The 25653-nt window shown below is 70.1% G+C and carries 16 protein-coding genes and 1 pseudogene; 9 read left to right on the forward strand and 8 right to left on the reverse strand.

Translation table 11 applies throughout. The annotated features are described in order from the left end of the window. Window positions 1-67: 67 nt before the first annotated feature. Together QSK31_RS33555 and QSK31_RS33560 are read right to left on the reverse strand one after the other, a co-directional pair. Window positions 68-1153, reverse strand: a complete 1086-nt coding sequence (locus tag QSK31_RS33555; protein ID WP_285688604.1) for a tartrate dehydrogenase — start codon at window positions 1151-1153, stop codon at window positions 68-70. Next, on the reverse strand, window positions 1150-1845 hold the full coding sequence (locus QSK31_RS33560; RefSeq protein WP_285688605.1) for a GntR family transcriptional regulator: 696 nt from the start codon (window positions 1843-1845) through the stop codon (window positions 1150-1152). The genes QSK31_RS33555 and QSK31_RS33560 overlap by 4 nt, the downstream gene beginning before the upstream one ends. A gap of 91 nt (window positions 1846-1936) precedes the next feature. Here QSK31_RS33560 and QSK31_RS33565 point away from each other — a divergent pair, with 91 nt between their 5' ends. From QSK31_RS33565 to QSK31_RS48920, 5 genes are all read left to right on the forward strand, one after another. Continuing rightward, complete coding sequence (locus QSK31_RS33565; RefSeq protein WP_285688606.1) at window positions 1937-3184, forward strand: MFS transporter; 1248 nt, start codon at window positions 1937-1939, stop codon at window positions 3182-3184. Window positions 3185-3198: 14 nt separating this feature from the next. Then, window positions 3199-4152, forward strand: coding sequence for an NAD(P)-dependent oxidoreductase (locus tag QSK31_RS33570; RefSeq protein ID WP_285688607.1), 954 nt, complete (start codon window positions 3199-3201; stop codon window positions 4150-4152). Beyond that, a complete protein-coding gene (locus QSK31_RS33575) occupies window positions 4149-5804 on the forward strand; it encodes an FAD-binding dehydrogenase (protein WP_285688608.1) in 1656 nt (551 codons plus the stop codon). Before QSK31_RS33570 ends, QSK31_RS33575 begins: the two co-directional genes overlap by 4 nt. Beyond that, on the forward strand, window positions 5801-7147 hold the full coding sequence (locus QSK31_RS33580; RefSeq protein ID WP_285688609.1) for an acyclic terpene utilization AtuA family protein: 1347 nt from the start codon (window positions 5801-5803) through the stop codon (window positions 7145-7147). Before QSK31_RS33575 ends, QSK31_RS33580 begins: the two co-directional genes overlap by 4 nt. A gap of 65 nt (window positions 7148-7212) precedes the next feature. Continuing rightward, the gene (locus QSK31_RS48920) at window positions 7213-7572 is read left to right on the forward strand and encodes a DUF4387 family protein (protein ID WP_352244525.1); all 360 of its coding nucleotides are present in this window, start codon (window positions 7213-7215) and stop codon (window positions 7570-7572) included. Here the strand turns inward: QSK31_RS48920 and QSK31_RS33585 are convergent. After that, window positions 7565-8695: pseudogene (locus tag QSK31_RS33585) on the reverse strand (YndJ family transporter); the annotation flags it as partial. The gene QSK31_RS48920 and the pseudogene QSK31_RS33585 sit on opposite strands and share 8 nt — an antisense overlap. Before the next feature lie 84 nt (window positions 8696-8779). After that, window positions 8780-10309, reverse strand: coding sequence for a M1 family metallopeptidase (locus QSK31_RS33590; protein ID WP_285688611.1), 1530 nt, complete (start codon window positions 10307-10309; stop codon window positions 8780-8782). A gap of 228 nt (window positions 10310-10537) precedes the next feature. Between QSK31_RS33590 and QSK31_RS33595 the strand changes: the two genes are divergently transcribed. After that, window positions 10538-12673: a transglycosylase domain-containing protein gene (locus QSK31_RS33595; RefSeq protein WP_285688612.1), complete on the forward strand. Its 2136-nt coding sequence runs from the start codon at window positions 10538-10540 to the stop codon at window positions 12671-12673. Between the two features lie 48 nt (window positions 12674-12721). On the opposite strand, the gene QSK31_RS33600 is transcribed toward QSK31_RS33595, so the two are convergent. Next, window positions 12722-14005, reverse strand: coding sequence for a putative hexosyltransferase (locus QSK31_RS33600; protein WP_285688613.1), 1284 nt, complete (start codon window positions 14003-14005; stop codon window positions 12722-12724). Window positions 14006-14420: 415 nt separating this feature from the next. Here QSK31_RS33600 and QSK31_RS33605 point away from each other — a divergent pair, with 415 nt between their 5' ends. The 3 genes from QSK31_RS33605 (at window position 14421) to QSK31_RS33615 (ending at window position 19082) form a co-directional block, all read left to right on the forward strand. Further along, window positions 14421-16415, forward strand: coding sequence for a putative bifunctional diguanylate cyclase/phosphodiesterase (locus QSK31_RS33605; RefSeq protein WP_285688614.1), 1995 nt, complete (start codon window positions 14421-14423; stop codon window positions 16413-16415). Beyond that, window positions 16412-17323, forward strand: coding sequence for an ABC transporter substrate-binding protein (locus QSK31_RS33610; protein ID WP_285688615.1), 912 nt, complete (start codon window positions 16412-16414; stop codon window positions 17321-17323). The genes QSK31_RS33605 and QSK31_RS33610 overlap by 4 nt, the downstream gene beginning before the upstream one ends. Before the next feature lie 145 nt (window positions 17324-17468). Beyond that, complete coding sequence (locus QSK31_RS33615; protein WP_285688616.1) at window positions 17469-19082, forward strand: methyl-accepting chemotaxis protein; 1614 nt, start codon at window positions 17469-17471, stop codon at window positions 19080-19082. Here the strand turns inward: QSK31_RS33615 and QSK31_RS33620 are convergent. From QSK31_RS33620 to QSK31_RS33630, 3 genes are read right to left on the reverse strand one after another with little or no spacing between them, the layout of a single operon-like run. Beyond that, a complete protein-coding gene (locus tag QSK31_RS33620; RefSeq protein ID WP_285688617.1) occupies window positions 19073-22099 on the reverse strand; it encodes a M14 family metallopeptidase in 3027 nt (1008 codons plus the stop codon). The genes QSK31_RS33615 and QSK31_RS33620 overlap by 10 nt on opposite strands. A 17-nt stretch (window positions 22100-22116) precedes the next feature. Then, a complete protein-coding gene (chvE, locus tag QSK31_RS33625; protein WP_285688619.1) occupies window positions 22117-23238 on the reverse strand; it encodes a multiple monosaccharide ABC transporter substrate-binding protein in 1122 nt (373 codons plus the stop codon). A gap of 17 nt (window positions 23239-23255) precedes the next feature. After that, complete coding sequence (locus tag QSK31_RS33630; RefSeq protein ID WP_285688620.1) at window positions 23256-25529, reverse strand: M36 family metallopeptidase; 2274 nt, start codon at window positions 25527-25529, stop codon at window positions 23256-23258. Window positions 25530-25653 lie beyond the last annotated feature (124 nt).

Here is a 25653-nt window from a genome sequence, read left to right on the forward strand (position 1 = left end):
CGCGGGGCCGGGGTCCGCTGGGGAACCAGCCGTGCCCGTCGCGTACGCCCACCTGACCGGCTTCGCCTCACGGCCGTGTGCGGACCTGCTCGGCGATCGCGTGGCCGAGCTCGGCCGTCGTGCCCTTGCCGTGCAGGTCGGGCGTCAGCGGCGCGTCCGACGGCCCGTACGCCAGGACGTCCTCGATCGCGCCGAGCAGATGCGCCGCCGCGTCGGGATGGCCGAGGTGCTCGAGCATCATCGAGCCGCACCAGATCTGGCCGACCGGGTTGGCGATGCCCCGCCCGGCGATGTCCGGGGCGGAACCGTGCACCGGCTCGAAGAGGCTGGGGTGGTCGCGTTGCGGGTTGATGTTCGCGCTCGGGGCGATGCCCAGCGTGCCGGTGCAGGCCGGGCCGAGGTCGGAGAGGATGTCGCCGAACAGGTTGCTGGCCACGACCACATCGAACTGCTCGGGGTGCAGCACGAACTGTGCGACCAGCGCGTCGATGTGGAACTTGTCCTGGCGTACGTCCGGGTACGCGGAAGACATCGCCGCCACGCGCTCGTCCCAGTAGGGCATGGTGATGCTGATGCCGTTGCTCTTCGTGGCCGACGTCAGGTGCCGCGCCGGGCGCCGGGAAGCCTGCTCGAACGCGAACCGCAACACCCGGTCGACGCCGATCCGGGTCATCACCGTCTCCTGCAGCACGGTCTCGCGCTCGGTGCCCTCGAAGATGCGACCGCCCACACTGGAGTACTCGCCCTCGGTGTTCTCGCGCACGACGACGAAGTCGATGTCACCGGGTTCGCGGCCGGCCAGCGGGCTCCGCACGCCCGGCATGAGGCGGCAGGGGCGCAGGTTCACGTACTGGTCGAAGGTCCGCCGGAACTGCAGCAGACTTCCCCACAAGGACACATGATCGGGTACGACCTCCGGCCGGCCGACCGCCCCGAAGAAGATCGCGTCGTATCGCCGCAGCGTCTCCTCCCAGTCGGCGGGCAGCATCGTGCCGTGCCGCTGCCAGTAGTCCGCGCTGGCGAAGTCGAAGCTGTCGAACTCCAGCCGCAGATCGAAGCGGCTCGCGGTGGCCTCCAGTGCCTCCAGCCCGGCCGGGACGACCTCGGTGCCGATGCCGTCGCCGGGGATGACCGCGATCCGATGTGTGGTCACAGGGTCTCCTTCACCGAAGGCCGCGATGCGCGCAGGGCGTCCAGCCCGCCCCGCACATCCTCCAGCGCGATCCGCTCGGCCGCCACCGAGTCGCGCGCCCGCAGCGCCCGCACCAGCGCCCGGTGGCTGGTGTAGCGCTCCAGGCCGAAGGTCTCGTCCTCGGCCACCCGGCGCATCAGCAACTCGCGCCGGGCCGGGCGGGAGAACACCCGGCTCTGGTCGAGCATCCGGACCAGCATCGGGTTGTGCGCGCAGGCATCCACGGTGTCGTTGAACTCCTGCATCGTGTCGAGGAGCGCGACGAGGTGCCGGTCCTGCTTCTTCTCCTTGAGCAGGATCAGCAGGTCGTCGGCGCGGTCCAGGATGTCGTCGAGGGCGTCGAGCTGCGCGGCGGTGGCGTGCCGGGCGGCGAACCGGGCGACCAGGCCACGCAGGCCGACCTCCACCTCGGCGAGGTCGTCGATGGCGGCGTCGCGGATCGCGGCGACCAGCACGGTCCGCGGGCCGATCCGCTCGATCAGTCCGTCGAGCTCCAGCCGGCGCAGTGCCTCGCGGACCGGGGTCTGGCTGATCGCGAGCCGCTCGGCCATGCCGCGCTCGGTCACCTTGTCCCCGCCGGCGAGTTCGCCGGTGGCGATCGAGCTGCGGATCTGCCGGTACGCCTGATCGGCGAGCGTCTCAGAAGCAGGCATGACAGCCATGCTATCGCATCTCAAAGGATGCAACTGTTGACCTTTTTGCTACAGCAAATTAACGTGACGCGGGACACAGCGAGGAGGCCGGATGTCCCACCGGAAGATCGTGTTCTTCATCGCCCTGGCGCTCTTCGCCCAGGAGTCGACCTGGAACTTCTACGACAACCAGGTCCCCGTCCTGCTGCGCGAGCACATCGGCAGCGCGGCGCTCGTCGGTGCCCTGATGGGCATGGACAACCTGCTCGGGATCTTCATCCAGCCCTGGATCGGCAACCGCTCGGACAACACCCGGACCCGCTGGGGCCGGCGCATCCCCTACCTCGCCGTCGGCATGCCGCTGGCCGCGGTGATCTTCGCGTTCCTGCCCTGGACCACGTCGCTGGCGATGCTGATCGGGGTGATGTTCTGCTACGCGATCACCGCCAACACCATGCGGCCGCTGGCCGAGTCGCTGGTGCCGGACTTCGTCTCCCCCGAGCGGCGCAGCCGGGCCAACGCCGCGGTGAAGATCGCGACCGCGCTGACCATCATCGTCGCGTCGCTGATCAGCCTGCTCGTGGTCGACGACCACCCGCGGGCCGCGTTCCTGATCCCGTCGGTGATCATGCTGGCCGCCACGGCCGTGCTGCTCGCCAACGTGCGCGACAGCTCCTCGCGCGGCTACCAGGCGGCGGTGGCCGAGGAAGCCGCCGCCGCTCCCGGCGAGGAGCGGATGGGATTCCGGCGCGTCGTCGCCGAGTTGATCACCGACCAGGACCGCCGCCGGGTTCTTCTGCTCCTGACCGTCCTGCTTTTCGGCGGGGCCTGGTTCGCCTCGCGCTCCTTGGTCACTCCCTACGGCATGGAGGCGCTGGGCCTCACGCGCGGCGAGGCGGGCGGGTTGACCCTGCCCAGCGGCATCGCCTACGTGCTGGCCGCGTGGCCGGCCGCCCTGCTGGCCGAACGCTTCGGACGGCTGCGCACGATCGCCGCCGGCATGACCGTGTTCGCCGCGGCGCTGGCCGTGGGCTCGATGGTGCAGACCGCTACCGCGACGGTCGTCGTATTCTGCGTCGCGTCGGTCGGTGCGGCCGCCTTCACCATCAACGCCGCCGTGGCGCTGTGGAACCTGGCGCCGTCGAGCCGGGTGCTCGGCACCTACACCGGCCTGTTCGCGGTCACCTGGTACCTCGGCGGCTTCGGCGGTCCGGCACTGATCGGCGCGGTGGTCGACCTGACCGGCTGGGACTGGATGCTGCTGGAGATCGCGGTCCTCGCCCTGCTCGCGGTCGGGGTCATCCTCCAGCTCGACCGCCTGCACCGCGCCCGCAAGACGGAACAGGCCCTGACCCTCTGACACGGACGAGAGCGATGCCGACGATTCTCATAACCACCGACTACCTCGTCCCCGGCGACGAGGTGGACCACTACCTGACCGGCCTGGGGTTCACCACCCGGCACGACCCGATGCGTGGTCCTCGCGATCCTTCGCAACTCATCGCCGCGCTCAAGGACGTCGAGGGCGCGCTCATTGCCAACGAGCCGATGACCGAGCACGTCCTGCGGAACGCGCCGACCCTGAAGGCGATCGTGCGCACCGGCGTCGGCTACGACTCGGTCGACGTGGACGCCGCCACCGAGCTGGGCATCAGCGTCAGCAACCTGCCCGGTATCAACGCGAACGCGGTCGCCGAGTTCACCATTGCCATAGTGCTGGCCGCGATGCGGCGGCTCGTGCCGATGGCCGCCGGGGTCGCCGGCGGCGGCTGGCCCCGCCAGGACGGCTTTGAGCTGCGCGGCAAGACCGTCGGCCTGATCGGCCGCGGCGCCGTGGCCCAGCGGGTGGCGGTTCTCGCCGGCGCCTTCGGAACGAACGTTCTTTCCACCAAGGACGTCGCGCTCGACGAGGTACTGCGGGAGTCGGACGTGGTGTCGGTCCACACGGCGCTCACCGACCGTACGCGGAATCTGATCGACGCCGCGGCCATCGCCAAGATGAAGCCGGGCGCCTACCTCGTCAACACCGCCCGCGGCCCGATCGTCGATGAGGCCGCCCTGGCCGACGCCGTCCGCCGGGGCCACCTCGCCGGCGCGGCCCTGGACGTCGTCAGCAAGGAGCCGCTGCCCGCCGACAGCGTGCTGCGTGGCGTCGACGGCATCACCGTCTACTCGCACATGGCCGGCCAGACCGCCGAGGCCCGCCGCGACGCGGGCATCGAGGGCGCCAAGGAACTGGTCGCGGCGCTGGCCGGCCACCCGGCGCACCAGATCGGACACGCCGCACTCGCCGGCAACCCGGCGCACCGGATCGGGGAGAGCGCATGACCAGGGAGACAGCGGACGTGATCGTCGTCGGCGCCGGCCTGGCCGGGCTGGTCGCCACCGCGGAGCTCGTCGCCGCCGGCAAGCGGGTCATCGTCGTCGAGCAGGAGCCCGAGCAGAGCCTCGGCGGGCAGGCGTTCTGGTCGTTCGGCGGGCTGTTCCTGGTGGACTCGCCGGAGCAGCGCCGGATGGGCATCCGCGACTCGCACGACCTGGCCTGGCAGGACTGGCTGGGCACGGCCGGCTTCGACCGCCCCGAGGACGCGTGGCCGCGGCGCTGGGCGCAGGCATACGTCGACTTCGCGGCCGGCGAGAAGCGTTCGTGGCTGCGTACCCTCGGCATCAAGATTTTTCCGATCGTCGGCTGGGCCGAGCGGGGCGGCTACGACGCCACGGGGCCCGGCAACTCGGTGCCGCGGTTCCACATCACCTGGGGCACGGGGCCCGGTGTGCTCGAGCCGTTCATCGCGACCGTGCGTGAGGCGGCGTCGCGCGGCCTGGTGCGGCTCGCCTTCCGGCATCGGGTCGACGCGCTGACTCTCGTCTCCGGCAGGGTCACCGGTGTCTCGGGGCACGTCCTCGAGCCCAGCGACGCGGTGCGTGGCGCCGCCAGCTCCCGCGAGGAGATCGGTGCTTTCGAGTACGCCGCCCAGGCCGTCGTGGTGACCTCCGGCGGCATCGGGGGCAACCACGAGCTGGTGCGCCAGGCCTGGCCGGCGCGGCTCGGCACCCCACCGGCCCACATGATCAGCGGCGTGCCGGCGCATGTGGACGGTCGCATGATCGGCATCACCGAGAAGGCCGGCGGCGCCGTGATCAACCCCGACCGGATGTGGCACTACGTCGAGGGCATCCAGAACTGGGATCCGATCTGGGACAAGCACGGCATCCGCATCCTGCCCGGCCCGTCGTCGCTGTGGCTGGACGCGCACGGCCGCCGCCTGCCGGTGCCGCTCTACCCCGGCTTCGACACCCTCGGCACCCTCGCCCACCTGCGCACCACCGGTCACGACCACAGCTGGTTCGTGCTCACCCAGAAGATCATCGAGAAGGAGTTCGCGCTCTCCGGCTCGGAGCAGAACCCGGACCTGACCGGCCGCGACATCCGCAAGGTCCTGGGTCGCGTCCGATCCGGGGCGCCGGCGCCGGTGGAGGCGTTCAAGCGGCGCGGCGCCGACTTCGTGGTCGCCGACGACCTGGACGAGCTGGTCGAGGGCATGAACGCGCTCACCGGCGAGCCGCTGCTCGATCCGGCGGACATCCGGCGCACGGTCGAAGCGCGCGACCGGGAACTGACCAACACCTTCACCAAGGACATGCAGATCGCGGCCATCCGCAACTTCCGCACCTATCGGGGCGACAAGCTGTTGCGTACGGCCACCCCGCACCGGATCCTCGACCGTTCCGCCGGGCCGCTGATCGCCGTACGCCTGCACGTGCTCACCCGCAAGTCGCTCGGTGGCCTGCACACCGACCTCGCCGGCGGGGTCCTGGACCCCGCCGGCGAGCCGGTCCCCGGGCTGTACGCCGCCGGTGAGGCCAGCGGCTTCGGCGGTGGCGGCATGCACGGCTACCGCGCCCTGGAAGGCACCTTCCTCGGCGGCTGCCTCTTCTCCGGACGCCAGGCCGGCCGCTCCCTGAAAGGAACCCTGTGAAGGACTCCGTACGCATCCTCGTGCCCACCGGCATGCTCGGCGCGGGCTTCCCGGCCGAGATCGTCGAGCGCGGGCTGGCGCTCGGCGCGGACGTGATCGCCGTGGACGGCGGCTCCACCGACTCCGGCCCGCACTACCTGGGCACCGGCACCGCCAAGACGACCGCCGCGGCCGTCAAACGCGACCTGCGCATCCTGCTGGCCGCAGCCGCCAAGGCGAGGATCCCGCTGATCGTCGGCTCGTGCGGCACCAGCGGCACCGATTCGGGCGTGGACTGGATCTACTCGATCGTCTCCGAAATCGGCACCGACCTGCGGGTCGCCCGGATCTACAGCGAACAGCAACCCGCCGACCTCAAAGAGCGCCTGGACCGGATCCACCCGCTCGCGCCGCACGGCGACCTCGACCCGTCGACCCTGGAGAGCTGCGAGCACATCGTGGCGATGATGGGCCACGAGCCGATCGCCCTTGCTTTGGAAAAGGGCGCCGACGTGATCCTGGCCGGGCGGGCCACCGATACCGCGGTCGCCGCGGCGTTCCCGCTCATGCACGGGATGCCGGCCGGACCGACCTGGCACGCCGCCAAGATCGTCGAGTGTGGCGCGCAGTGCACCACGAACCCGCGCTCCAGCGGCGTCTTCGCCACCATCGACGCGACCGGCTTCACCGTCGAGCCGCTCGACCCGGACGTCGCCTGCACGCCGCACACGGTCGCCGCGCACATGCTCTACGAGACCGTGAACCCGTTCGAGATGCGGGAACCCGCCGGGACGCTGCAGGTCGGCGACGCCGTCTACACCGCGCTGGACGACCGGCGGGTCCGGGTCGAGGGCTCCCGGTTCGAGATCGCCGGGCAGTACACCAACAAGCTCGAGGGCGCCCGGATCACCGGCTACGAGACGATGTCCTTCACGGCCATCCGCGACCCGCACATCCTCGGCCGGATCACCACCTGGGCGGACCTGCTGCGCCGCGTGCTGGTCGACCGGGTCACCCAGACCCTCGGGCTGGGCGCGGACGACTACGCGTTCGACATCCGGCTGTACGGCTTCGACGCGATCCTGGCCGACATCGACCCGGACACCCGGCCACCCCGCGAGGTCGGCGTGATGCTGCTGGTCAACGCGGCCGACCAGCAGACGGCGACGGCGATCGCGAAGATCGCCAACCCGCTCATGCTGCACCTGCCCACGCCGGACATGCCGTACCTGCCCAGCCTGGCCTTCCCGTTCTCCCCGGCCGAGACCGAGCGCGGCGCCGCGTACGAGTTCGTCCTCAACCACGTCGTGGACGTGGACTCCCCCGCCGCACTGTTCCGCACCGTCCTGGAGGTCACGGCATGACAGGCACCATCGCCGACCTGGCCACGGAGGTCCGCTCCAAGAACGCCGGCCCGTTCTGGACGACCATGGAACTGTTCCTGCGCGACGCCGCCGGATTCGAGGCGGTTTCCTTCGTCGACGCCGCCCTCGTCGCGCGCCTTTACGGCGTACCCGAAGGAAGTGTCCAGATCTTCCGGATCCCGTCGCTGAACGTCGTCAAGATCTCGTTCCCGCGGCCGGTGGTGCAGGGGAGCCTGCGGGATCGGGATATGCACGCCGGCCAGCATCACGTGCCTCTGGCCCTGCTCCCGCTGCCATCGCCCGCGCCGTCGCCGTCGTGCGCGGCTCCTCCTTCGAGCGCGGCTTCCCCTCCGAGCCCGGCTTCCCCTCCGAGCCCGGCTTTCCCTCCGAGCGGTGGCGAAGCGCTGCCGCGCACCTGGCGATGAAGAGCCGCTGAACGACCGGGACCACCGGACCGGCGATCCGGGCGATCAGCAGCACCGGCCGCGAGCGGACGGCGACCTCGAACCACACGGTCCCGTCCGCTCGCTGCACGACCGTGAACCGCTCGTCCCCCTCGAAGGTGTGCCCCTCCGACGCGACGTAGTGCATGACGGTCAGGTCGGGCTCCCGCACCACCTCGGTCACCTCGCACGGCTCCGGCACCCGGAAGCGCCCGAACCCCAGCCGTGACAGCATCCGCAGTCCCACCTCGGCCGGCGGCGTGTCCCGCTCGACCCAGGCGCCCGCCCGGCGGTGCATCTCCCACGTCAGCAGCGCCGCCGACGCGGCCTCGAAGTCATCGACCCGGTGCGCCCAGCGATGCTCCGACCAGGGCTGCTCCCGGCGCACCCAGGCCACGACGAGCGCGGTGAGGACGGCGGCCGCGTTGAGCACCCCGTGGGTGAGCACCATCCAGGTCAGGTTCAGGTGCGGGATGTGAAAGACCTGCCCGGCCGCGTAGAGCACGGCCAGTGTCATGGTCACCAGGCTCAGGGCGAGCAGCCATTTCGACCTCGGTGCGATCGCCAGCCAGAGTCCCGCGGTGAGCAGGCCGGCGCCGACCAGCTCGACCATGTCACCAGGGCGCTCCCCGATCAGGAACCCGAGCCCGACCACCGCCACCCCGGCCGGTGCGAACAGCCGCGGCACCCGGGCTCTGGTCAGCGAGAGCAGCAGGAGCGCCCCGAAGCCGGCCACGTGGAAGTGCGCCGCGGTCAGGCCCAGCACACCCGGCGGGAAGCCGAGCAATGCGTATCCGGCCCTTTCGGCGACGAGCCCGGCCGCCGCCACCGGGAGGCAGGCCGCCGCGAAGGCCGCGAGCCGATCCCGCCGCAGCACCACCGGCACCACCAGGGTGGCCAGCAGGTAGGGAACGCACAGCAGGCCGGCGAGCGGACCGCGCGACAGGAGCAGGGCGATCACCGCGGGGACCGCTGCGACCGGCCACCAGCGCACCAGGCGACGGCCCCGGCCGAGCGCTCCCAGCCCGAGCGGCACGAACGTCAGCACACAGAGCGCCACCACCGCGTAGAGCCCCGCCCACCCGGACCCGTTCAGCCTGTCCATGGCCGCCCCCTCGTTTCTTGAACACGTTCAACTTACCACGAAAAACGGCCGCCCCGGGAGTCCCCGAGGCGGCCGGTGGTGAGGTCAGCGCCGGTAGGCGGGCGCCGGAGCCGGAGCGGCCTTGGTGGCCGCGCCCGGCGCCGGAGCAGCCGTCACCGTCCAGTCCGGGTGGCCCGGCATCGGCGGGGTCTTGGTGCCGAAGAGCCAGTCGGTCAGGAACGGACGCAGGTTCTTGCCGGAGACCGCGGACGCCAGCGCGATGAAGTCCTGGGCCGAGGCCGACTCACCCTTGTTGACGCTCACCCAGGCCCGCTCGAGCCGGTCGAAGTCACGGGCGCCGATCTTCTGCTTCAGCGCGTAGAGGACGAGCGCTCCACCGTCGTACACGTTGGGGTTGAAGACGTCCCAGATCGAGTCCGCCTTCAGCGGGTGCGCGACCGGGCCGTAGCGCTGACGGTAGGTGTCGCCGCGGGCGTACACCGCCTTGAAGTAGGTCTCCCGGTCCTTGACCCCGGTGTAGTCGGAGAAGACACCGGTCTCCTCGGCATACTCGAGCTCGTACCAGGTGGCGTGACCCTCGCTCTGCCAGACGTCGCTCCACTCGTGCGGCGCGACGCTGTCGCCGAACCACATGTGGGCGAGCTCGTGCAGCATGATCGGGTCGAGGACGAACTTCGGGGCGCCGAACAGGCTGGTGTCGTAGAGCGACAGGGTCTGCGTCTCGAGCGCGAAGCCCAGGTCGGTGTCGACGACCAGGGAGCCGTAGTTCTCGAACGGGTAGCGGCCGACCTTGGCGGTCATCCAGCTCAGCTGCGAGCTCTCGACCGCCGCCTTGGGCAGCAGGTCGTCGGCGAGCCGGCGCGGGACGACGTCCCGGACCGGCACCCCGTTCACCGGCGCGCGGTCGTGGACGATGAAGTCACCGGCGACGGCCTGGATCAGCTCGCTGGCCAGCGGCTTGTTCTCGCGGTAGGTCGAGGTGACGTACCCGGCCCGGGTACGGTCGCCGACGTGCCTGCCGTTGGCGACGGCCGTCCAGCCCTCGGGGACGGTCAGGGCGATGGTGTACGTCGCCATGTCACGCGGGTGGTCGTTGCTCGGGAAGTACTGGTGCGACTGGTTCGGCTGGCCGGCCATGAACGTGCCGTCCGCGGTGGTCACGAAGCCTGCCGGGGAGCTGGCGTTGGCCTCGATCGGCGTCGCGGTGAACCCGCTCACCGTCACCGAGAACTCCTTGCCCTTCCGCAGGGCACGGCGGGGTGTGATCACCAACTCATCACCGTCGCGGGTGAATGTCGCGGAGCGTCCGTTCACGGTCACGCCGCCGACCGCGTCACCACCGAAGTCGAGGTCGAACCGCGACAGGTTCTGCGTCGCGACGGCCGTGATCGTCACGTCGCCGGTGACGGTCTGCTTCGGATCCTTCTGCGGGTAACGAACCTTCAGATCATAGTTCTGTACGTCGTACCCGCCGTTGCCGAGCAGCGGGTATAAACGGTCACCGATGCCGGGGGCACCGGGCGAGGGAGCGGCGCCACCCGCGTACGCCGGCGCCGCGGCGCCGACCGTAGTCATGAGAAGCGCGGTGGCTGTCGCCAGAAGGACAGGTCTCATGGCGCGTGACGTTACGCTCCCGGGCGATCACCGCAATCGATTTGTGGACCATTCCCCGGAACGGTTCCCAGATTCACCACAGGACGATCCCGTATGCTTCGCGAGCGATCTGGGGCATTGACCCCGCATATCGTTGAGGACCGATTTCGGCGATTCGAAATCTCCCGTCCTGGGTAGTGGCCAGAGGCGTCGCGATGATTTCCATACTGAAAGGTGGTCAGCAGGCCTGTGTCCAGCGGTAACCGGCCCACTGCCCGATCGTTCGCCACCAAGGCCGGCCTGTTGGCCATCTGCGGCCTGTTGACCGGCGTGGTGGTGTCCGCCGCGTCGTTCCCGGCCGCCGCCCTCTCCGGGCTCGCGGCCAAGGAGGGCGCCCAGAAGTTCGCGGCGCTGCCGAGCACGATCACGCAGCAGTCCGCCCCTCAGGTGACCCGGGTCTACGCGAGCGACGGCCGGACGCTGATCGCCACCATGTACGACGAGTTCCGCAGCGACGTGCCGATCACCCAGATCTCGCCGAACATGCAGAACGCGATCGTGGCGGCCGAGGACCACACCTTCTACACGCACAACGGCGTCGACCCCAAGGGCATCGCCCGCGCTTTCGTGAACAACCAGAACGGCGGCGCGCAGCAGGGCGCCTCCACGCTGACCATGCAGTACGTGCGGATGGCGCAGGCGTACGGCGCGAAGACGCCTCAGGAGGCGATCGACGCGACGAAGGACACGCCGGAGCGCAAGGTCGCCGAGATGAAGAACGCGCTGCAGGTGGAGAAGGACCTCTCCAAGAAGCAGATCCTGGAGCGCTACCTCAACCTGGCGCCGTTCGGCAACGGCGCGTACGGCATCTACGCCGGCAGCCAGGTCTACTTCAAGAAGTCGCCGAAGGACCTGTCGATCGCCGAGTCCGCCCTGCTCGCCGGCATGGTGAAGGCGCCGACCGCGTTCGACCCGACGACCAAGGACGGCTACCCGCAGGCCCTGGACCGGCGCAACTACATCCTCGACAACATGCTCTCCCTCGGACAGATCACCAAGGCCCAGGCCGACGAGGCCAAGAAGGTGAAGCTGGTCCGCACCACCAACCGCCCCGGCAACGGCTGCACGTCGGTGAAGAAGAACAGCTGGGGCTTCTTCTGCGACTACTTCTTCCGCTGGTGGATGGGCCGCAAGGAGTTCGGGGCCAACGCGTACGAGCGGGAGCGTCAGCTGCGCAGCGGTGGCTACACGATCGTCACGTCGCTGGACGTGAAGGCGCAGGACTCCGCTCGTAAGGAGATCACCAGCAAGATCAAGGACGACAACGTGAACGCCGTCCTGATCGCCGGGGTCGAGCCCAAGAGCGGGCGGGTCAAGTCGCTGGCCGCGAACCGCAAGTTCAAGCTGGACGACGGCGAGAACCCGAAGAGCTCCAACCCGCAGGCGCGCAAGGCGGGCGCCCGGGCGACGTACCCGAACACCACGAACCCGATCATCACCGGCGACGGCGACATCGACGGCTACCAGGCCGGTTCGGTGTTCAAGATGTTCACCATGGTCGCCGCGCTCGAGGACGGCCTGGGGCTGGACCACGAGATCACGTCCGGCTCGACGTACCACTCGAAGTACCCGGTCGCGTTCAACTCGCCGGCCGCGTGTCCCGGCACCTCGGACTACTGCCCGTCGAACGCGTCCAAGAGCGAGCAGGGCACGTTCAACATGTGGACCGGCTTCGGCGCATCGGTCAACACGTACTTCGTGCCGCTGCAGGAGCAGGTCGGCGCGGAGAAGGTGGTGGACGTCTCCAAGCGGTTCGGCCTGCAGTTCCGCTCCTCGGGCGACCGTGACCTGATCAAGACGCCCGAGGCGGCGCACGACTTCGGCGCGTTCACCCTGGGCGTGACCGCGTCCACCCCGCTGGAGATCGCCAACGCGTACGCCACTCTGGCCGCCGACGGCATGTACTGCTCCCCCACGCCGATCAAGCAGATCTACGCCGCGGACAAATCGAAGGTGGCGGCCGGTCAGCCGTCCTGCACCCGGGCCACCGACGTGGACGTGGCGCGCAGGGCGCTCGACGCGGCCCGCTGCCCGGTCGGCGACCGTGCCCAGCTCGGCACCTGCAAGGGCGCCACCGAGCGGAACGCGTACCAGGTGATCAAGCACCCGATCTTCGGCAAGACCGGCACCACCGACGCCGACAAGACGGCGTCGCTGGTGGTGGGCTCGCAGCAGCTGGTGGTGGCCGGCTACATGGTCAACCCCGACTGGGCGAACCACCGCGACCGGATGCGCCACGACATCATCAACCCGGTCGTCTACAAGACCCTCGCCGACTACCTCAAGGACACCGACAGCGTGGAGTTCAAGAAGCCCGGCGAGTGAGGTGCCGCGCCACTCCGGATCGTTCGTGGGGCACCGGCGGCGCGGCGGTCAACGGGCCGACGGCACCCGCTGGGGATCGTCGAGGTCGACAGGCTCGGAGCGTGGGGCCGGCGGTGCGGGCCGTCCCGCGATCTGCGGCTCGGTACTCCGCGGCTCCGTGCTCCGCGGCTCCTTGACCGCGGGGAGGGGCGCGACGGCCGCTTCGCGCAGCAGGGCGTAGCCGGTGACGATCAGCGCGGCCAGCATCAGCGCGCCCAGGACCATCGGGCTGATCAGCCGGGGGTCGTGCCGGAACAGGTACGGACCGTAGGACAGGAGCGAGGACGCCTGGACCAGCAGCGGGACGTACCACAGCCGCGGCCGGTAGAAGGCGAGCACCACGGTCAGCACGTCGGCCAGGTAGAAGTAGCGCTCGTGCATGCCGGGCAGGGTGTACGGCATCAGGATGCTGAACACCGTGGCCGCGAGGATCATCCGGTACGGGGTGATCGTGACGCGGCGAGCGGCGAGCACGTAGCACACGCCGAGGATCAAGGCGGCGGTGAAGAGGTAGCCGAGGGTCTTCACGGTTTCCACGCGGATGTCGATCGGGAAGTAGACGTACGCCGACGGCGCGTTCGAGGTCAGGTCGGGGACGTGGATCGCCTGGCGGCCGGGGTCGTACAGGGTGAGCAGCTCGATCGGATTGCGGCCGGCCAGCATCGCCGGCACGCAGAGCGCCACGTAGACCGCGGGCGCCGCGAGCAGGTTCCGCCACCGGATCCGGCCGGCCAGCACGAGCAGCAGCAACAGCGGGAAGATGAAGATCCCCTGCGGCTTGAACGCCAGGGCGACCGTGCACATCGCCACGCCCCACCACGGCTTGTCCCGCAGCAGGTAGTAGACGCCGCCGAGGGCGAACGCCGCCCACATCGAGTCGGTCTGGCCCCAGAACGAGGCGTTGATCACGACCGTGGGCAGCAGGGCGACGACGAGCGCGGCGAGCGCCGGGATCCGCCGGCCCGGCCACCGCAACGCCACCGTCCGGTAGGTGAAGAAGACGAGCAGCAGGTCGAAGACCACCCAGACCAGTTTGATCTTCAGAACCATCGGCCCGGGCAGCACCGTGGTCAGGGCCAGCAGGTAGAGGAAGGGCGCGTTGTAGTTCCCGATCTCCTGGCTCAGCCCGTGCCAGACGCCGTGTGCCGTGAGGTCGGCGTACCACCCGTAGAAGGTTCGCATGTCGACCGTGACCACACCGCGACCGGCGAAGCGGGCCAGCACGGCCAGCAGGACCAGCGCGGCGATCATGGGCACATCGACGCGCAGAGCCCGTCTGGAGAGGGTGAGCATGGGCGGGGAGGCTAGCGCCTGTGACCCGGTTGATCGCTATGCCATTCGGACGACTCACCACAATGGGCGAAAGATTAACCTCGTGGCAACAGTCTGCCGTCTCCCGCAGCGCCGGCGGTGAACGGGGTCGACAGACGCCGAAGTAGTCGTTCTGGAAGGTGGCCGGTTCCTCCCAGTACTTCCTGCCGGTCTTGAAGCCGGGCTGGTCGAGCAGCACCTGGAACCGGTCGAGGCTGGACCAGGTCCCGAAGTCGATCAGTCGTTGCCCGTCGTGACCGCGGTGGAAGTTGATGGCGCGGGGTCCGGTGTGACCAGGGAGGCCGGCGCGCCGGCCGGCCCTGGCTGTCCGCCGCCGATGACATGACCGAGGCGCCGAACTTCTCACGACGAGGGCGCACCGGCCGATGACAGAACCATGCGACTCCGGATCTGGGCAGGTGAGGGCGGCAGCGCTGGGTCGCGGCTGTTCGCTGCCTACGCTGTCGCCTCGCTGGTGACCGTCGGCATTCTCGGCGGCGTTCTCACGCAGGGTTATCGAGACGAGGCGGCCGACCGGGGACGCGATCACGGATCCGCGCAGGCCGCGGTCATCGAGGAGATGGCGGTCGCGCCCGCACTGGACGGCGCCGATCTCACGGCGGGCCTCACCGACCAGCAGCGGGAGCGCCTGCAGACGGCGACCGACCTGGCCATCTTCCGCGGTTCCGTGGTCCGGCTGCGGGTGCGCAACTTCGCCGGCCGGGTGGTGTTCGCCGACGACGGTTCGACGGTCGGCGGGGTGTCGGTGTCCGACCCGTCGTTCCGGACCGCGGTCGCGGGCCGCTCGGACGTGAAGGTCGTGGCCGAGGAGTCGCGGCCGTCGGGTCAGGTGATCCGGGTGGTGCAGCCGATCATCATCGGGGCGTCCGGGCAGTCCGTGGGCGTGCTCGAGCTGTACCTGCCGAACGAGGCGATCGCCGCGCACCTGCGGCAGCAGATGCGCCAGGCGTACCTCAGGCTCGGCACCGGCCTCGTCCTGCTCTACGTGGTGCTGGCGCTGATCTCCTGGTCGACGACCCGCTCGATGCGGCGGAACGCGGCCCGGCACCGGCACGAGGCACTGCACGACGGCCTCACCGGCCTGCCCAACCGCGCCGCGTTCCGGGCGCGGACACAGACGGAACTCGACGCCGTCGACCGCGGCGGTTCCGGTGGCGCGGTCGTGCTCGCCGACCTCAACCGGTTCAAGGAGGTCAACGACACGCTGGGCCACCACGCCGGCGACGAGCTGCTGCAGATCGTCGCGGATCGGCTGGCCGGCTCCGTACGCTCCGGCGACACGGTCGCCCGCCTCGGCGGCGACGAGTTCGGCCTGATCATGCCCGGCGCGACCGACGACGAGGTGGTCTCGCTGCTGACCCGGATCCGCGATGCGGTGACCCAGGAGGTCACCCTGGACGGCGTGCCGCTGAGCATCGAGGCCAGCTTCGGCGTCGCCCTCTACCCCGCGCACGGCACCGGGATCGAGGAGCTGCTCCAGCACGCCGACGCCGCCATGTACCACGGCAAGCGCGGCACCGCCGACATCGTCCTCTACTCCGGCCACTCGGCCCTGCAGGCGACGTCCTGGCTGGCGGTGCAGGCGGAACTGCGGCACAGCCTGGAGCGCGACGAGCTCGAGCTGCTGTACCAGCCCAAGATCCGGCTGTCCGACGGCTTGGTCGCCGGCGTCGAGGCTCTCGTCCGGTGGCGGCACCCGGAGCGCGGTCTCATCCCGCCGTCGGAGTTCCTGCCCGCCGCCGAGCAGTCCGGCCTGATCGAGCCGCTCACGGCCTGGGTCCTGCGCCGCGCCCTGGCCGATCAGGCCGCCTGGATGGCGCAGGGCCGGTCCTGGCCGGTGTCGATCAACATCTCGGCCCGGAACCTCGAGTCCCCCGGCTTCCCGGAGTACGTCGCCGCGCTGCTCGCCGAGACGGGCGCAGCCCCGGCCCTGGTGACCCTGGAGATCACCGAGACGGCCGTGGCAGGCGACGCGGAGGCGGCCATCGCCGCGGTCCACGCGCTCGCCGCCCTCGGCATCGGGGTGGCGGTCGACGACTTCGGCATCGGCTTCACCAGCCTGTCGCAGCTGCGCGGCCTGCCGGTCTCGGAGATCAAGATCGACCGTACGTTCATCGGCGGCATGCCGCACGACCACCAGGACCGGGCCATCGTACGGTCGGTGATCGAGCTCGGCCACGCCCTGGGTGTCCGGGTCACCGCCGAGGGCGTCGAGACCGTCCGGGTACGCCGGTGGCTGCTCGAGGCGGGCTGCGACGACGTCCAGGGCTTCCTGTTCTCCCAGCCGGCGCCCTGGCCCATCCTCGTGGACCGCTACGCCGCGCACGACGTCCCGCTTCTAGCCCTGACGAGTCAGCAGGAGTACAGATGACACATCGTCTCATCGCGGTGGCCGGCGTCGCGGTAGCCCTGCTCGCCGGGGGCTGCGCCACCAACGGTTCCACCGACGGCACGGCCGGCGGCGGCGAGACGATCGCGGTCAACGAGGCGATCCGGCAGAGCCTGCCGGCGTCCGTCCGCGACCGCGGCGCCCTCCGGTTCGCCACCGACCCCAGCTACGCCCCGATGGAGTCGTACGCGGCCGACGGGCGCACCATCATCGGCTTCGACGCGGATCTCGCCGCCGCGCTCGGCTCGGTCATGGGCATCCAGATCGAGATGGTGCGCGCCGACTTCTCGGCCGCCCTCGACGACACCAGGAGCGGCGAGTTCGACGGCGTGATGTCGGCGATGACCGACACGGTCGAGCGGGAGAAGAAGGCCGACTTCATCAACTACTTCTCCGCGGGAACGTCGATCGTCGTGCGCCGGGGCAACCCCAGCGGGGTGACCGAACTGAAGGATCTGTGCGGCCAGGTCGTCGCCGTCGAGAACTCGACCGTGCAGGAGGACCTGCTCAAGCGGTCCCAGCGCGGATGCGGCAAGAAGCCCATCGTCATCCGCAGCTTCAAGACCAACGCGGATGCCCTGCTGCAGGTGCGCACCGGACGCGCCGTGGCCATCCTCAACGACTTCCCCCCGGCGGCCGAGCTCACCACCGAGCCGGCCACCCGGGCCCACTACCAGCTCGCGTCGACCGTCCAGTACGAGCCCGGCCTGTACGGCATCGCGGTCGCCAAGAACAACGTCCAGCTGCGCGACGCGCTGCACAAGGCCTTGGACGAGCTCATGCGCACCGGCGTCTACAAGGAGTTGCTGCTGCGCTGGGGCCTGACGACCGGCGCTCTGGAGGCCTCGTCGATCAACGGCGCCGGCGTGTCACCCGACGCCGGCCAGTGAGACGCCGGCCAGTGAGACGCCGGCCAGTGAGACGCCGGTCAGACGCCGGACAGTGAGCCGCTGACGCCTGGACTTGCGCATTCGGCCAGTCCGGACCCGTAAGTTTGGGACAATGGCCGGGTGAGTCGTCTCAGGGAACGCACCGATGCGTAGGTTGCGCATCAGCGCCCGTCTGACGGCCACCGTGCTGATCCTCCTGGCGCTGCTGACCGGCGTCGCCGTGGTCGGGCTCACGGCCATCTCCGCGCAGCGCGACGCCACCCGGACGGTCAGCGACTACCGGGAGACGACCCGGCTGGCCGGCCAGGTGAAGTTCCGGGCCGCCGACTTCAACGGCTGGCAGACCGCGTACGCCTTCGACGCCGTCCGCGGCATCCGTGGCGCGGCCACCGACGCGGGCGACAGCCGCAAGACGTTCCTCGCCTCGGCCGACGCGTTCCGCGCGGAGCTCACCGAGCTGGAGCGATCGGGCCGGCTCACCGCCGCGGAGCGGCAGGCCCTCGGCACCACCCGGACCGAGTTCGACCGGTTCATGGCACTCGACCAGCAGATCGCCGACGGCTACCGGGCCGGGACGCCCGCCGGCGACCGGGCCGCCAGCGCCTTGGTGATGGGCGACGAGATCGTGCTGTTCAACCAGATCGCGCAGGCCGTCGAGACCATCGTGGCGGCCATCGACGTGGAGGCGGGCGAGGCGGTGACCCGGGCCGAGGCCGAAGCCGGCCGCGCGACCACGGGCATCATCGTGACCGGGCTGATCGCGCTCCTGCTCTCCGCCGCGCTCGCCGTGCTCCTGGCCCGATCGGTGTTGCGCCCGCTCGGCGCGCTCAACCGGCGACTGGCCGAGATCGCCGACGGCGACGGCGACCTGACCCAGCGGATCACCGACGAGGCACGCGACGAGGTCGCCGACGCGGCGGCCGGCTTCAACCGCTTCGCGGACCGGATGCAGCGGCTGGTCGCCGATGTGGGAGCGCGGGCCGAGGAGGTGGCCGCGGCGGCGACCGAGTTGCGTACGGTGAGCGCCGATCTCGCCGACGGCGCCGAGCAGACCAGCGCCCAGGCGGGTCAGGTGAGCAGCAGCGCGGAGGAGGTCTCCGCGATCGTCTCGACGATGGCCGCGGCGGCCGAGCAGATGAACGCCTCGATCGGCGAGATCGCGCGGAGCGCCGGTCAGGCCTCGGAGACGGTGCAGACCAGCGTACGGGCGTCGGAGGCGGCTTCCAAGACGATCAGCCGGCTGGGCGCGGCCTCCGACGAGATCCAGTCGGTCGTGCAGCTCATCACGGCGATCGCGGCGCAGACCAACCTGCTCGCCCTCAACGCGACCATCGAGGCGGCCCGGGCCGGTGAGTCCGGAAAGGGCTTCGCCGTGGTGGCGGGCGAGGTCAAGGATCTGGCTCAGCAGACCGCGTCGGCGACCGAGTCGATCGCCCGGCAGATCGACGCGATCCAGTCCGGCAGCGCCGACGCGGTCCGCGCGATCGACCAGATCAGCGAGGTGATCGGCGAGGTCAGCAGCGGACAGCTGACCATCGCGTCGGCCATCGAGCAGCAGACCGCGACGACCGGCGAGCTGAGCCGCAACGTCGGCGAGACCGCGGTCGGCGCCGGCGAGATCGCGGCGAGCATCGGCGGGGTGGCCCGGACCGCCGAGCGGACGAACTCCGCCGCGGCACGGACGAGTACCACGGCGGAGGACCTGAACCGAGCGTCGGCCGACCTTCGAGCGCTGGTGGGCGCCTTCCGTTATCGATGAGCCGCCCGGCCCGCACGGCCGTCCGGCAGGAGGTGACGCAGGGCCCGGGCCATCAGGTCGTCGCGGTCCGGCGAGGACATCTTCTCCAGGCCGAAGCCGAGGTAGAGGGTGTCCGCGGTCGAGGTCGCGGCGCCGAAGTCGTACGCCTGCCGGCTGCGGGTCCAGTCCGTGCGGTTGGCCGGGGATCCCGGCGGCGGGCCGGCCACGGTCCAGCCGCCCTGATCGGTCTCGAACGAGGTCTGCGCGGCAGTCGTGCCGTCCACGTCGAGGTGGATGTCGTCCAGGAAGGTCCCGTAACCGTCGGTCCAATCGTCCGACGTGTTCGTGATGGAGATCTCGACGCGCTTGCCGGCGTACGCGGAAAGGTCGGTCTCGAAGGTCTTCCAGCCGCCGCTGTTGCCGCTCACCGCGTTCCAGGCGCCCGTGGTGCCCCCCGGTGTGCAGTCGGCGCCCCAGTAATGCGCCAGGAACGGATGCTTGCCGAATCCCTCGAACTCGCAGCCCCAGCCGACGTCGCTGGTGGTGAGGCCGCCGGTGTCCGGCAGTGTGGTCCAGTCGTCGGTGCCGACCTCGTGCGCCTCCACGAACACGAAGTCGTTGCCGTCGGTGACGTGCGAGAAGCTGAACCGCAGGCGCGCGGCGGCCGCCTCGGTCAGGTCGACGGTCCTGGTCAGCCGCTTCCAGGTCGCGGCGTAGAAGCTGGGCTGCCCGCCGAACAGGTACCAGTCGCCGTCGGCCGGGTCGTACGGACCGGGCACGTCCCGATGCCAGGTCAGCGGGACCTCGCCCGACGTGCTGAGGAACGAGGCCGTGTGCTGCTGGGCGCCGACCGGCGCCCGGAACCCGGCCAGCGTGCCGGACCGGCCGGTCACCGCCTGGCTGCCGCCGTTGTCGAGGTAGGTGGTCGCGCCGAGCCAGTACTGCGCGAAGTCGTTGCTCAGAGACTGGCAGGTCAGGTCCTCGAAGACGTCCTCGCACTCCCCCGGTCCTTCGGGCCGGTAGTAGTAGCCGACCTGCGCGGCGTAGCCGGCGTACGGCCCGGCGTGCAGGAGCTTGCCGCCCTCGTTCAGGTAGTCGCGGACCGCCAGCTCGGTCTCGGCCGCGGCACGGGTGGTGACGAGCTCGGACTGGCCGGGGTTGCGCGTGACGATGTCGTCGCCGGTCTCCCAGACCACGGCACGGTAGTGGGACAGCACGCCCAGCGCGTCCGGCGCCTGCCGGCCGTGCGTGTCCATGTCGTACACGTCGGCGGTGTAGCCCGCGTGCCGCAGCGCGTCGACGTGCTCGTCGGCGTACCGGGCGGAGGTGGCCCCGTCGGTGTTCGGCGGCTCGATGCCGGTGACGTCCTCGGTGGCCAGGACGAGCACATCGCCGCCGATCCGGTCGGCGACCGTGTAGCTGAACGGCTCGCTCGCGCGGCCACCACGGGCGGTGAACCAGACGGTCACCTCGTCCGCGGGTTTCTGCCCGGGGACGGTGCCGCGCAGCTCGGCGAAGTACTTGTCGGCGGTCCCGCCGTACCGTTCGCCGCCGCGCCACTCGCCGGCCGCGACCGTTCGCTCGCGGCCACCGTTGATCCGGTAGTGCATCCGGACGCCGCGCAGCGACCGCCGGGCGATGACGGACACCTGCTGGCTCGTGCCGAAGGAGTCGGCGAAGGTGTGCGGGACGAAGTCCTCGGTGCCGCGCCCGACCACCGACACCGGATCGGCCGGGTCCTTCGCCGACGCGGCGACCGACAGGGCGAACGGCACGTTCTTGGCGTACTCGGCCTGGATCAGATGCTCGTCGTCGGGGAAGTCGAATTCGGTGCGGCAGTCGTCCGGTTCCCAGCCGTCGTCCGGGTCCGACTCGGAGGCCGTCTGGCAGGTCGACATCTCCGGGGCGAAACCGATCGTGCCGTACCGGGCCTGCGCGTGCGTGTTCGTGTCGCCGTTGGTCGTGTACATCTGGGCGGAGAGCTGCGGCAGATAACCGGGCACCGCCGGGCGGGCGTGGTCGCCGGCCATCGCCATCGAGATCTGATCGTCCGGGTTGATCGTCGCGACCTGCCAGCCGCTGCCCCACAGCAGCAGCTGAGCCGCCGAGTGGTAGTTGACCAGGAAGCGGAAGCCGATCCGGCGGAACAACGCGTCCATCGCCCGGGTCTCCGGTTCGGAGCCCGGCGCCGGCCCGCGGTAGGTGTCGTCGGCCGGATCGTTCGACGAGCCCTCGTCGTCGTAGCCCCACTTCTCGGCGAAGTTGCGGTTCAGATCGACGCCGTCGCCGGGGCCGAACTGTCCGTCGCCGTTGTTGTCGCGCAGATTCTTGCGTACGTAGCGGAGGTCGTCGTCGACGAACGTCACGTCGTAGCCGTCCGGGTTGGCGACCGGCATGAACCACAACTCGGTGGTGGCGAGCAGCTTCGTGATCGCCGGATCGGTGCCGTAGCCGTCCAGCACGTGGTGCATCAGCCGGCGGGTCATCTCCGGGGTGATCCACTCCCGGGCGTGCTGGGCACCGAAGTACAGCACCGCCGGCCGCTTGCCGTCCGGAATGGCCTTCGCGTCGACGGTGACCTTGACCGCCTGGATCGGCACCCCGCGCAGGGACCGGCCGATCGTCTCCAGCTTCGCCAGCCTGGGGAACCGGGCCGCGGTGGTGGCCAGCTCCTCCCGGATCCCGCCCGGCGCGTCGTACCGCCGGAAGACCGTCGGTTCCTGGGCCTTGAGCTTCCGCATCCGCGCGGTCATGGGTTTGACCCGCAGGGGTACGCCGGACGCGATCAGCCGCGCCGCCTGTTCCCGGCCGAGGATCACCTCGACCGCCACCTTGCCCCCGCCGGCCGGGCGGCGACTGACCTCGTCGAGGTCCACGCCCGCGGAGCCCAGCCGCTGCGCCTGCGCACCGTCGAGTGTGGCCGCGTAGACCTCGAAACCACCACCGGCCGGCGGCGCCGCCTCGGCCGGAGCCGGTACGAACGACGCGACGGTGAGCAGCATGGCCGCCCCGAGCACGGACCAGCGAGGACGCCTCACGAGTGTCTCCAAAATTGTCACTGCAACTGGGTCTTCGTGTAGAAGCCGCTGTCGAGCAGCGCCTTCTGGTAGTTGGTCCCGTTCACGATCATCGTATCGAGAAGCATCGACGGAACGACCTTGACGCCGTTGTTGTAGTCCTTGTTGTTGTTCGTGGTCGGCTTCCCGCCCTTGAGGATGGCGTCCGCCATCTGTGCGCTGGTCTTGGCCAGGTCGCGGTAGTCCTTGAAGATCGTCGAGTACTGCTCGTCGGCGATGATCGACTTCACCGAGGCACGTTCGGCGTCCTGACCGGTCACGACCGGGTACGGCTGGCCCGCGGTGCCGTAACCGTTGCTCTTCAGCGCCGACAGGATGCCGATCGAGAGCCCGTCGTACGGCGACAGCACGCCCTGCACCCGGAGACCGGACCGGTAGGTGGAGGTGAGCAGGTTCTCCATCCGATCCTGGGCGGTCTTGGGCTGCCAGCGGAGAATGGCGATCGACTTGAAGCCGGTCTGGCCACTGGGCACCTTGATCGTGCCGTCGTCCAGATAGGGCTTGAGCACCGACATCGCGCCGTTGAAGAAGAACGTGGCGTTGTTGTCGTCCGGCGAGCCGGCGAACAGCTCGACGTTGAACGGGCCCTTCGCGGTGCCCTTCGACCCGTCCGCGTTCAGCACCTTGAGACCGGTCAGCAGCGAGGTCGCCTGCTGCACGCCGACCTTGAAGTTGTCGAACGTGGCGTAGTAGTCCACGTTCGGCGAGTTGCGGATCAGCCGGTCGTACGAAATGACCGGGATCTTGTTGTCCTTGGCGTTCTCCAGCTGCGTGGTGATCGCGGTGCCGTCGATGGACGCGATGATCAGCAGTTTCACACCCTTGGTGATCTGGTTGTCCAGCTGGTTGACCTGGGTCGGGATGTCATCCTCGGCGTACTGCAGGTCGACCTTGTAGCCCAGCGCCTCGAGCTCCTTCTTGACGTTCTCACCGTCACCGATCCAGCGCTCCGAGGACCGCGTGGGCATGGTGACGCCGACCAGGGCGCCGGAGTTGCCCGCGACGAACCCGGCAGGCTTGTCGACGGTCTTCTCGCTGGAACCACAGGCGGCCATCGAGAGGACCAGGGCCGAGACCGCCGCGATACGGGCGTAGCGCATGAACGTCTCCTTTCTGTTCACGGGGCGACGCCGTACACGGCCACTTCGGCGGTGTTGACGTAGTAGCAGCCGTAGTAGTTGTCGGGGCAGGTGATGCCCTCCTCGGCGATCTGCGTGCCGAGCATCGAGTACCGCAGGTACCGCACCGACGAGGTGCTGCCAGCGGCGAGCGGCACCTCGTTCATCCGGTTCCGCTCGGCGACTCCGAAGTGGCCCGAGGAGGCGACCGTCCAGCTCTGGCCGTCGGCCGACGTCTCGACGCGGTAGTCACCGGTCGAGGCGCTGGCGTCGCCGCAGTTCCCGGACGGGTTGACCGCGATCGCCGACACGTCGACCGCGGCCGGCAGGTGTACCACCAGGTACCGCGGGTCGATCCTGCCGTCGGCGCCGTACACGGCATCGGTGATCCAACTGGTGCTCTGCAGGCCGTCCAGCGCGGCGCCCGGCCCGCAGCCGAACTCGCTGTAGTCGTCGCCGTTGAAGTCCGTGAGCCGGCTGCCGCCGCTGGTCGCGGCCCAGTCCCGGCGCAGCGCCCAGTCCACCTTGTTGGCACCCTGATGCACCCGCACGTCACGGAAGACCGTCTCGTAGCCGGGAGCCGACGCATTCACCTCCGGGTAGGTCCCACCCGGCAGAACGTTCTGGATCGTGTACCTGCCCTGCGCGTCGGCGGTCGCCTGGTAGGAGTCGGCGAACCCGGACGCGTGCCCGGCGAAGCTCACCGTCGCCCCGGCCAGCGGGGCGCCGCTGTCGACGTTGGTGATCGTGCCGGTGACCGAGGTACGCGACGCGTCCCGGGCCGGCGGCGTGGAGAAGTCCTCGATCGGGGTGGTGTCGTCGCCGCCGAGGTCGGCCGCGAACCAGCCCATGCCCCGGTTGGCGAAGACCTTCCAGATCTTCTTCTGGTCGCGGCCGTCCCGGCTGACCTTGTCGGCCATCAGGATCGAGTTACGCATGTCCAGGAACGACGGGTTCGCCGGCGACAGCTCCATCGCCCGGGTGACCAGCGACTCGGACAGCTTCGAACCCAGCGCGGTACGCAGATCCCACAGCGTCTCCGCCCAGATCTCGCCATCGGCGTGCGGCTCCGCGAATCCGATGATCTTGCCCATGTCACCGTACGTGTAACCGCCCGATCCGGCGCCCTCCGTGCCGGGGCAGACGTCCGCGCTCGCACCGACCGTGCAGTCCAGCGGCTGCGTACGAACCAGATTCTGACCGTCGCTCACGTAGCGGCCGACCAGCACCTCACCCGGCGCGGCGGTGTCGGTCTGGAAACCCTGAGCCGCGAGCAGGTCGAAGGCGTACCAGTCGCTCCACGCCTCGCCCATCGCCGCGCTCTGCGGACTGGTCAGCGTCGAGTTGCCGGAGGCGTCCACCACGAGGCGGTTGGACACGCCGTGGGTGTACTCGTGGTAGACGATGTCGGCCTCGTCACCGGAGTTCGCCGCCAGGAACGGGTCCTGGAAGAGATACATCTGCATGCGGCCCGGCACACCGTCGGGGGTGGGCGTCATGTTGGCGTTGTTGACATAGGCGGGATGACCGTCGCCGTCGAGGTCGGCGCCGTCGATCGCGTTGACCTCGATCGGGTCGCCGTCAGCGGTCTCGTAGTTGCCGGCCGCCCGGGTGAACCCGATCGGCGCCGCCTCCAGGTGATCATGGAAGCTGCTGACGTAGTAGAACAACTGCGCGGCGTTCTGCTTCGCGTTGTCCTTCCACGAGTACCCGACCCCTGGATCCCACGAACACTGCTTGCCCGCCGCACAGGGCGGGCCGACCTGGCCGGTGAAGTCCTTGAACGGGAAGCGCCAGTCACCCGGCTTGTCGGGCGCGACCTCCTCGCCCGGGTTGGCCTCGTCATCGTCGTTCACGTCGAGGAACACGTGCGCGGAGTCACCGGAGAGCGTGGTGGCCTCCGGCGTGATCCAGTCCTTCAGCGAACGCTGCTGCTGCTTGCCGCCCAGTGGCGCGCCCGGGTAGTTCTGCCACACCAGCGCCGACGGCGCGTTGTCGTTGAGCAGCAGATCCTGCCGGAACAGGACCCGACCGGTGGCCGCGTCGATCACGTGCAGGTAACCCGTCCTGACGGACAGCGTCTGCCAGGCCGGACGAGCGCCGCCCTTGGTGGCGAACGCGACCAGCTTGACCGGGTCATCGTCTTTCGCCACGATCCGCGAGCCGACGTCCCGGGCCGCGGTCTCCCGGGCCTGCGCGGCCGTCAACGTGGCGCGGCTCAGCGAGGCCGGCAAGGTCGCCGCCGGGGAGCCGGTGACCTGGACTAGCTCCAACGCCGTTCAGTTAGGGCGGGACGTTGGCTGTCAAGGGTCGGGGCTGATGACGTCGATGCTGGCGGTGGCCTGGTAGCTGCGCCGGTCGATGTTCGGGCCGCGGGCTTGGTATTTGGAGTTCGAG

This window comes from Actinoplanes sp. NBRC 103695, from assembly GCF_030269485.1.
GTDB lineage: Bacteria > Actinomycetota > Actinomycetes > Mycobacteriales > Micromonosporaceae > Actinoplanes.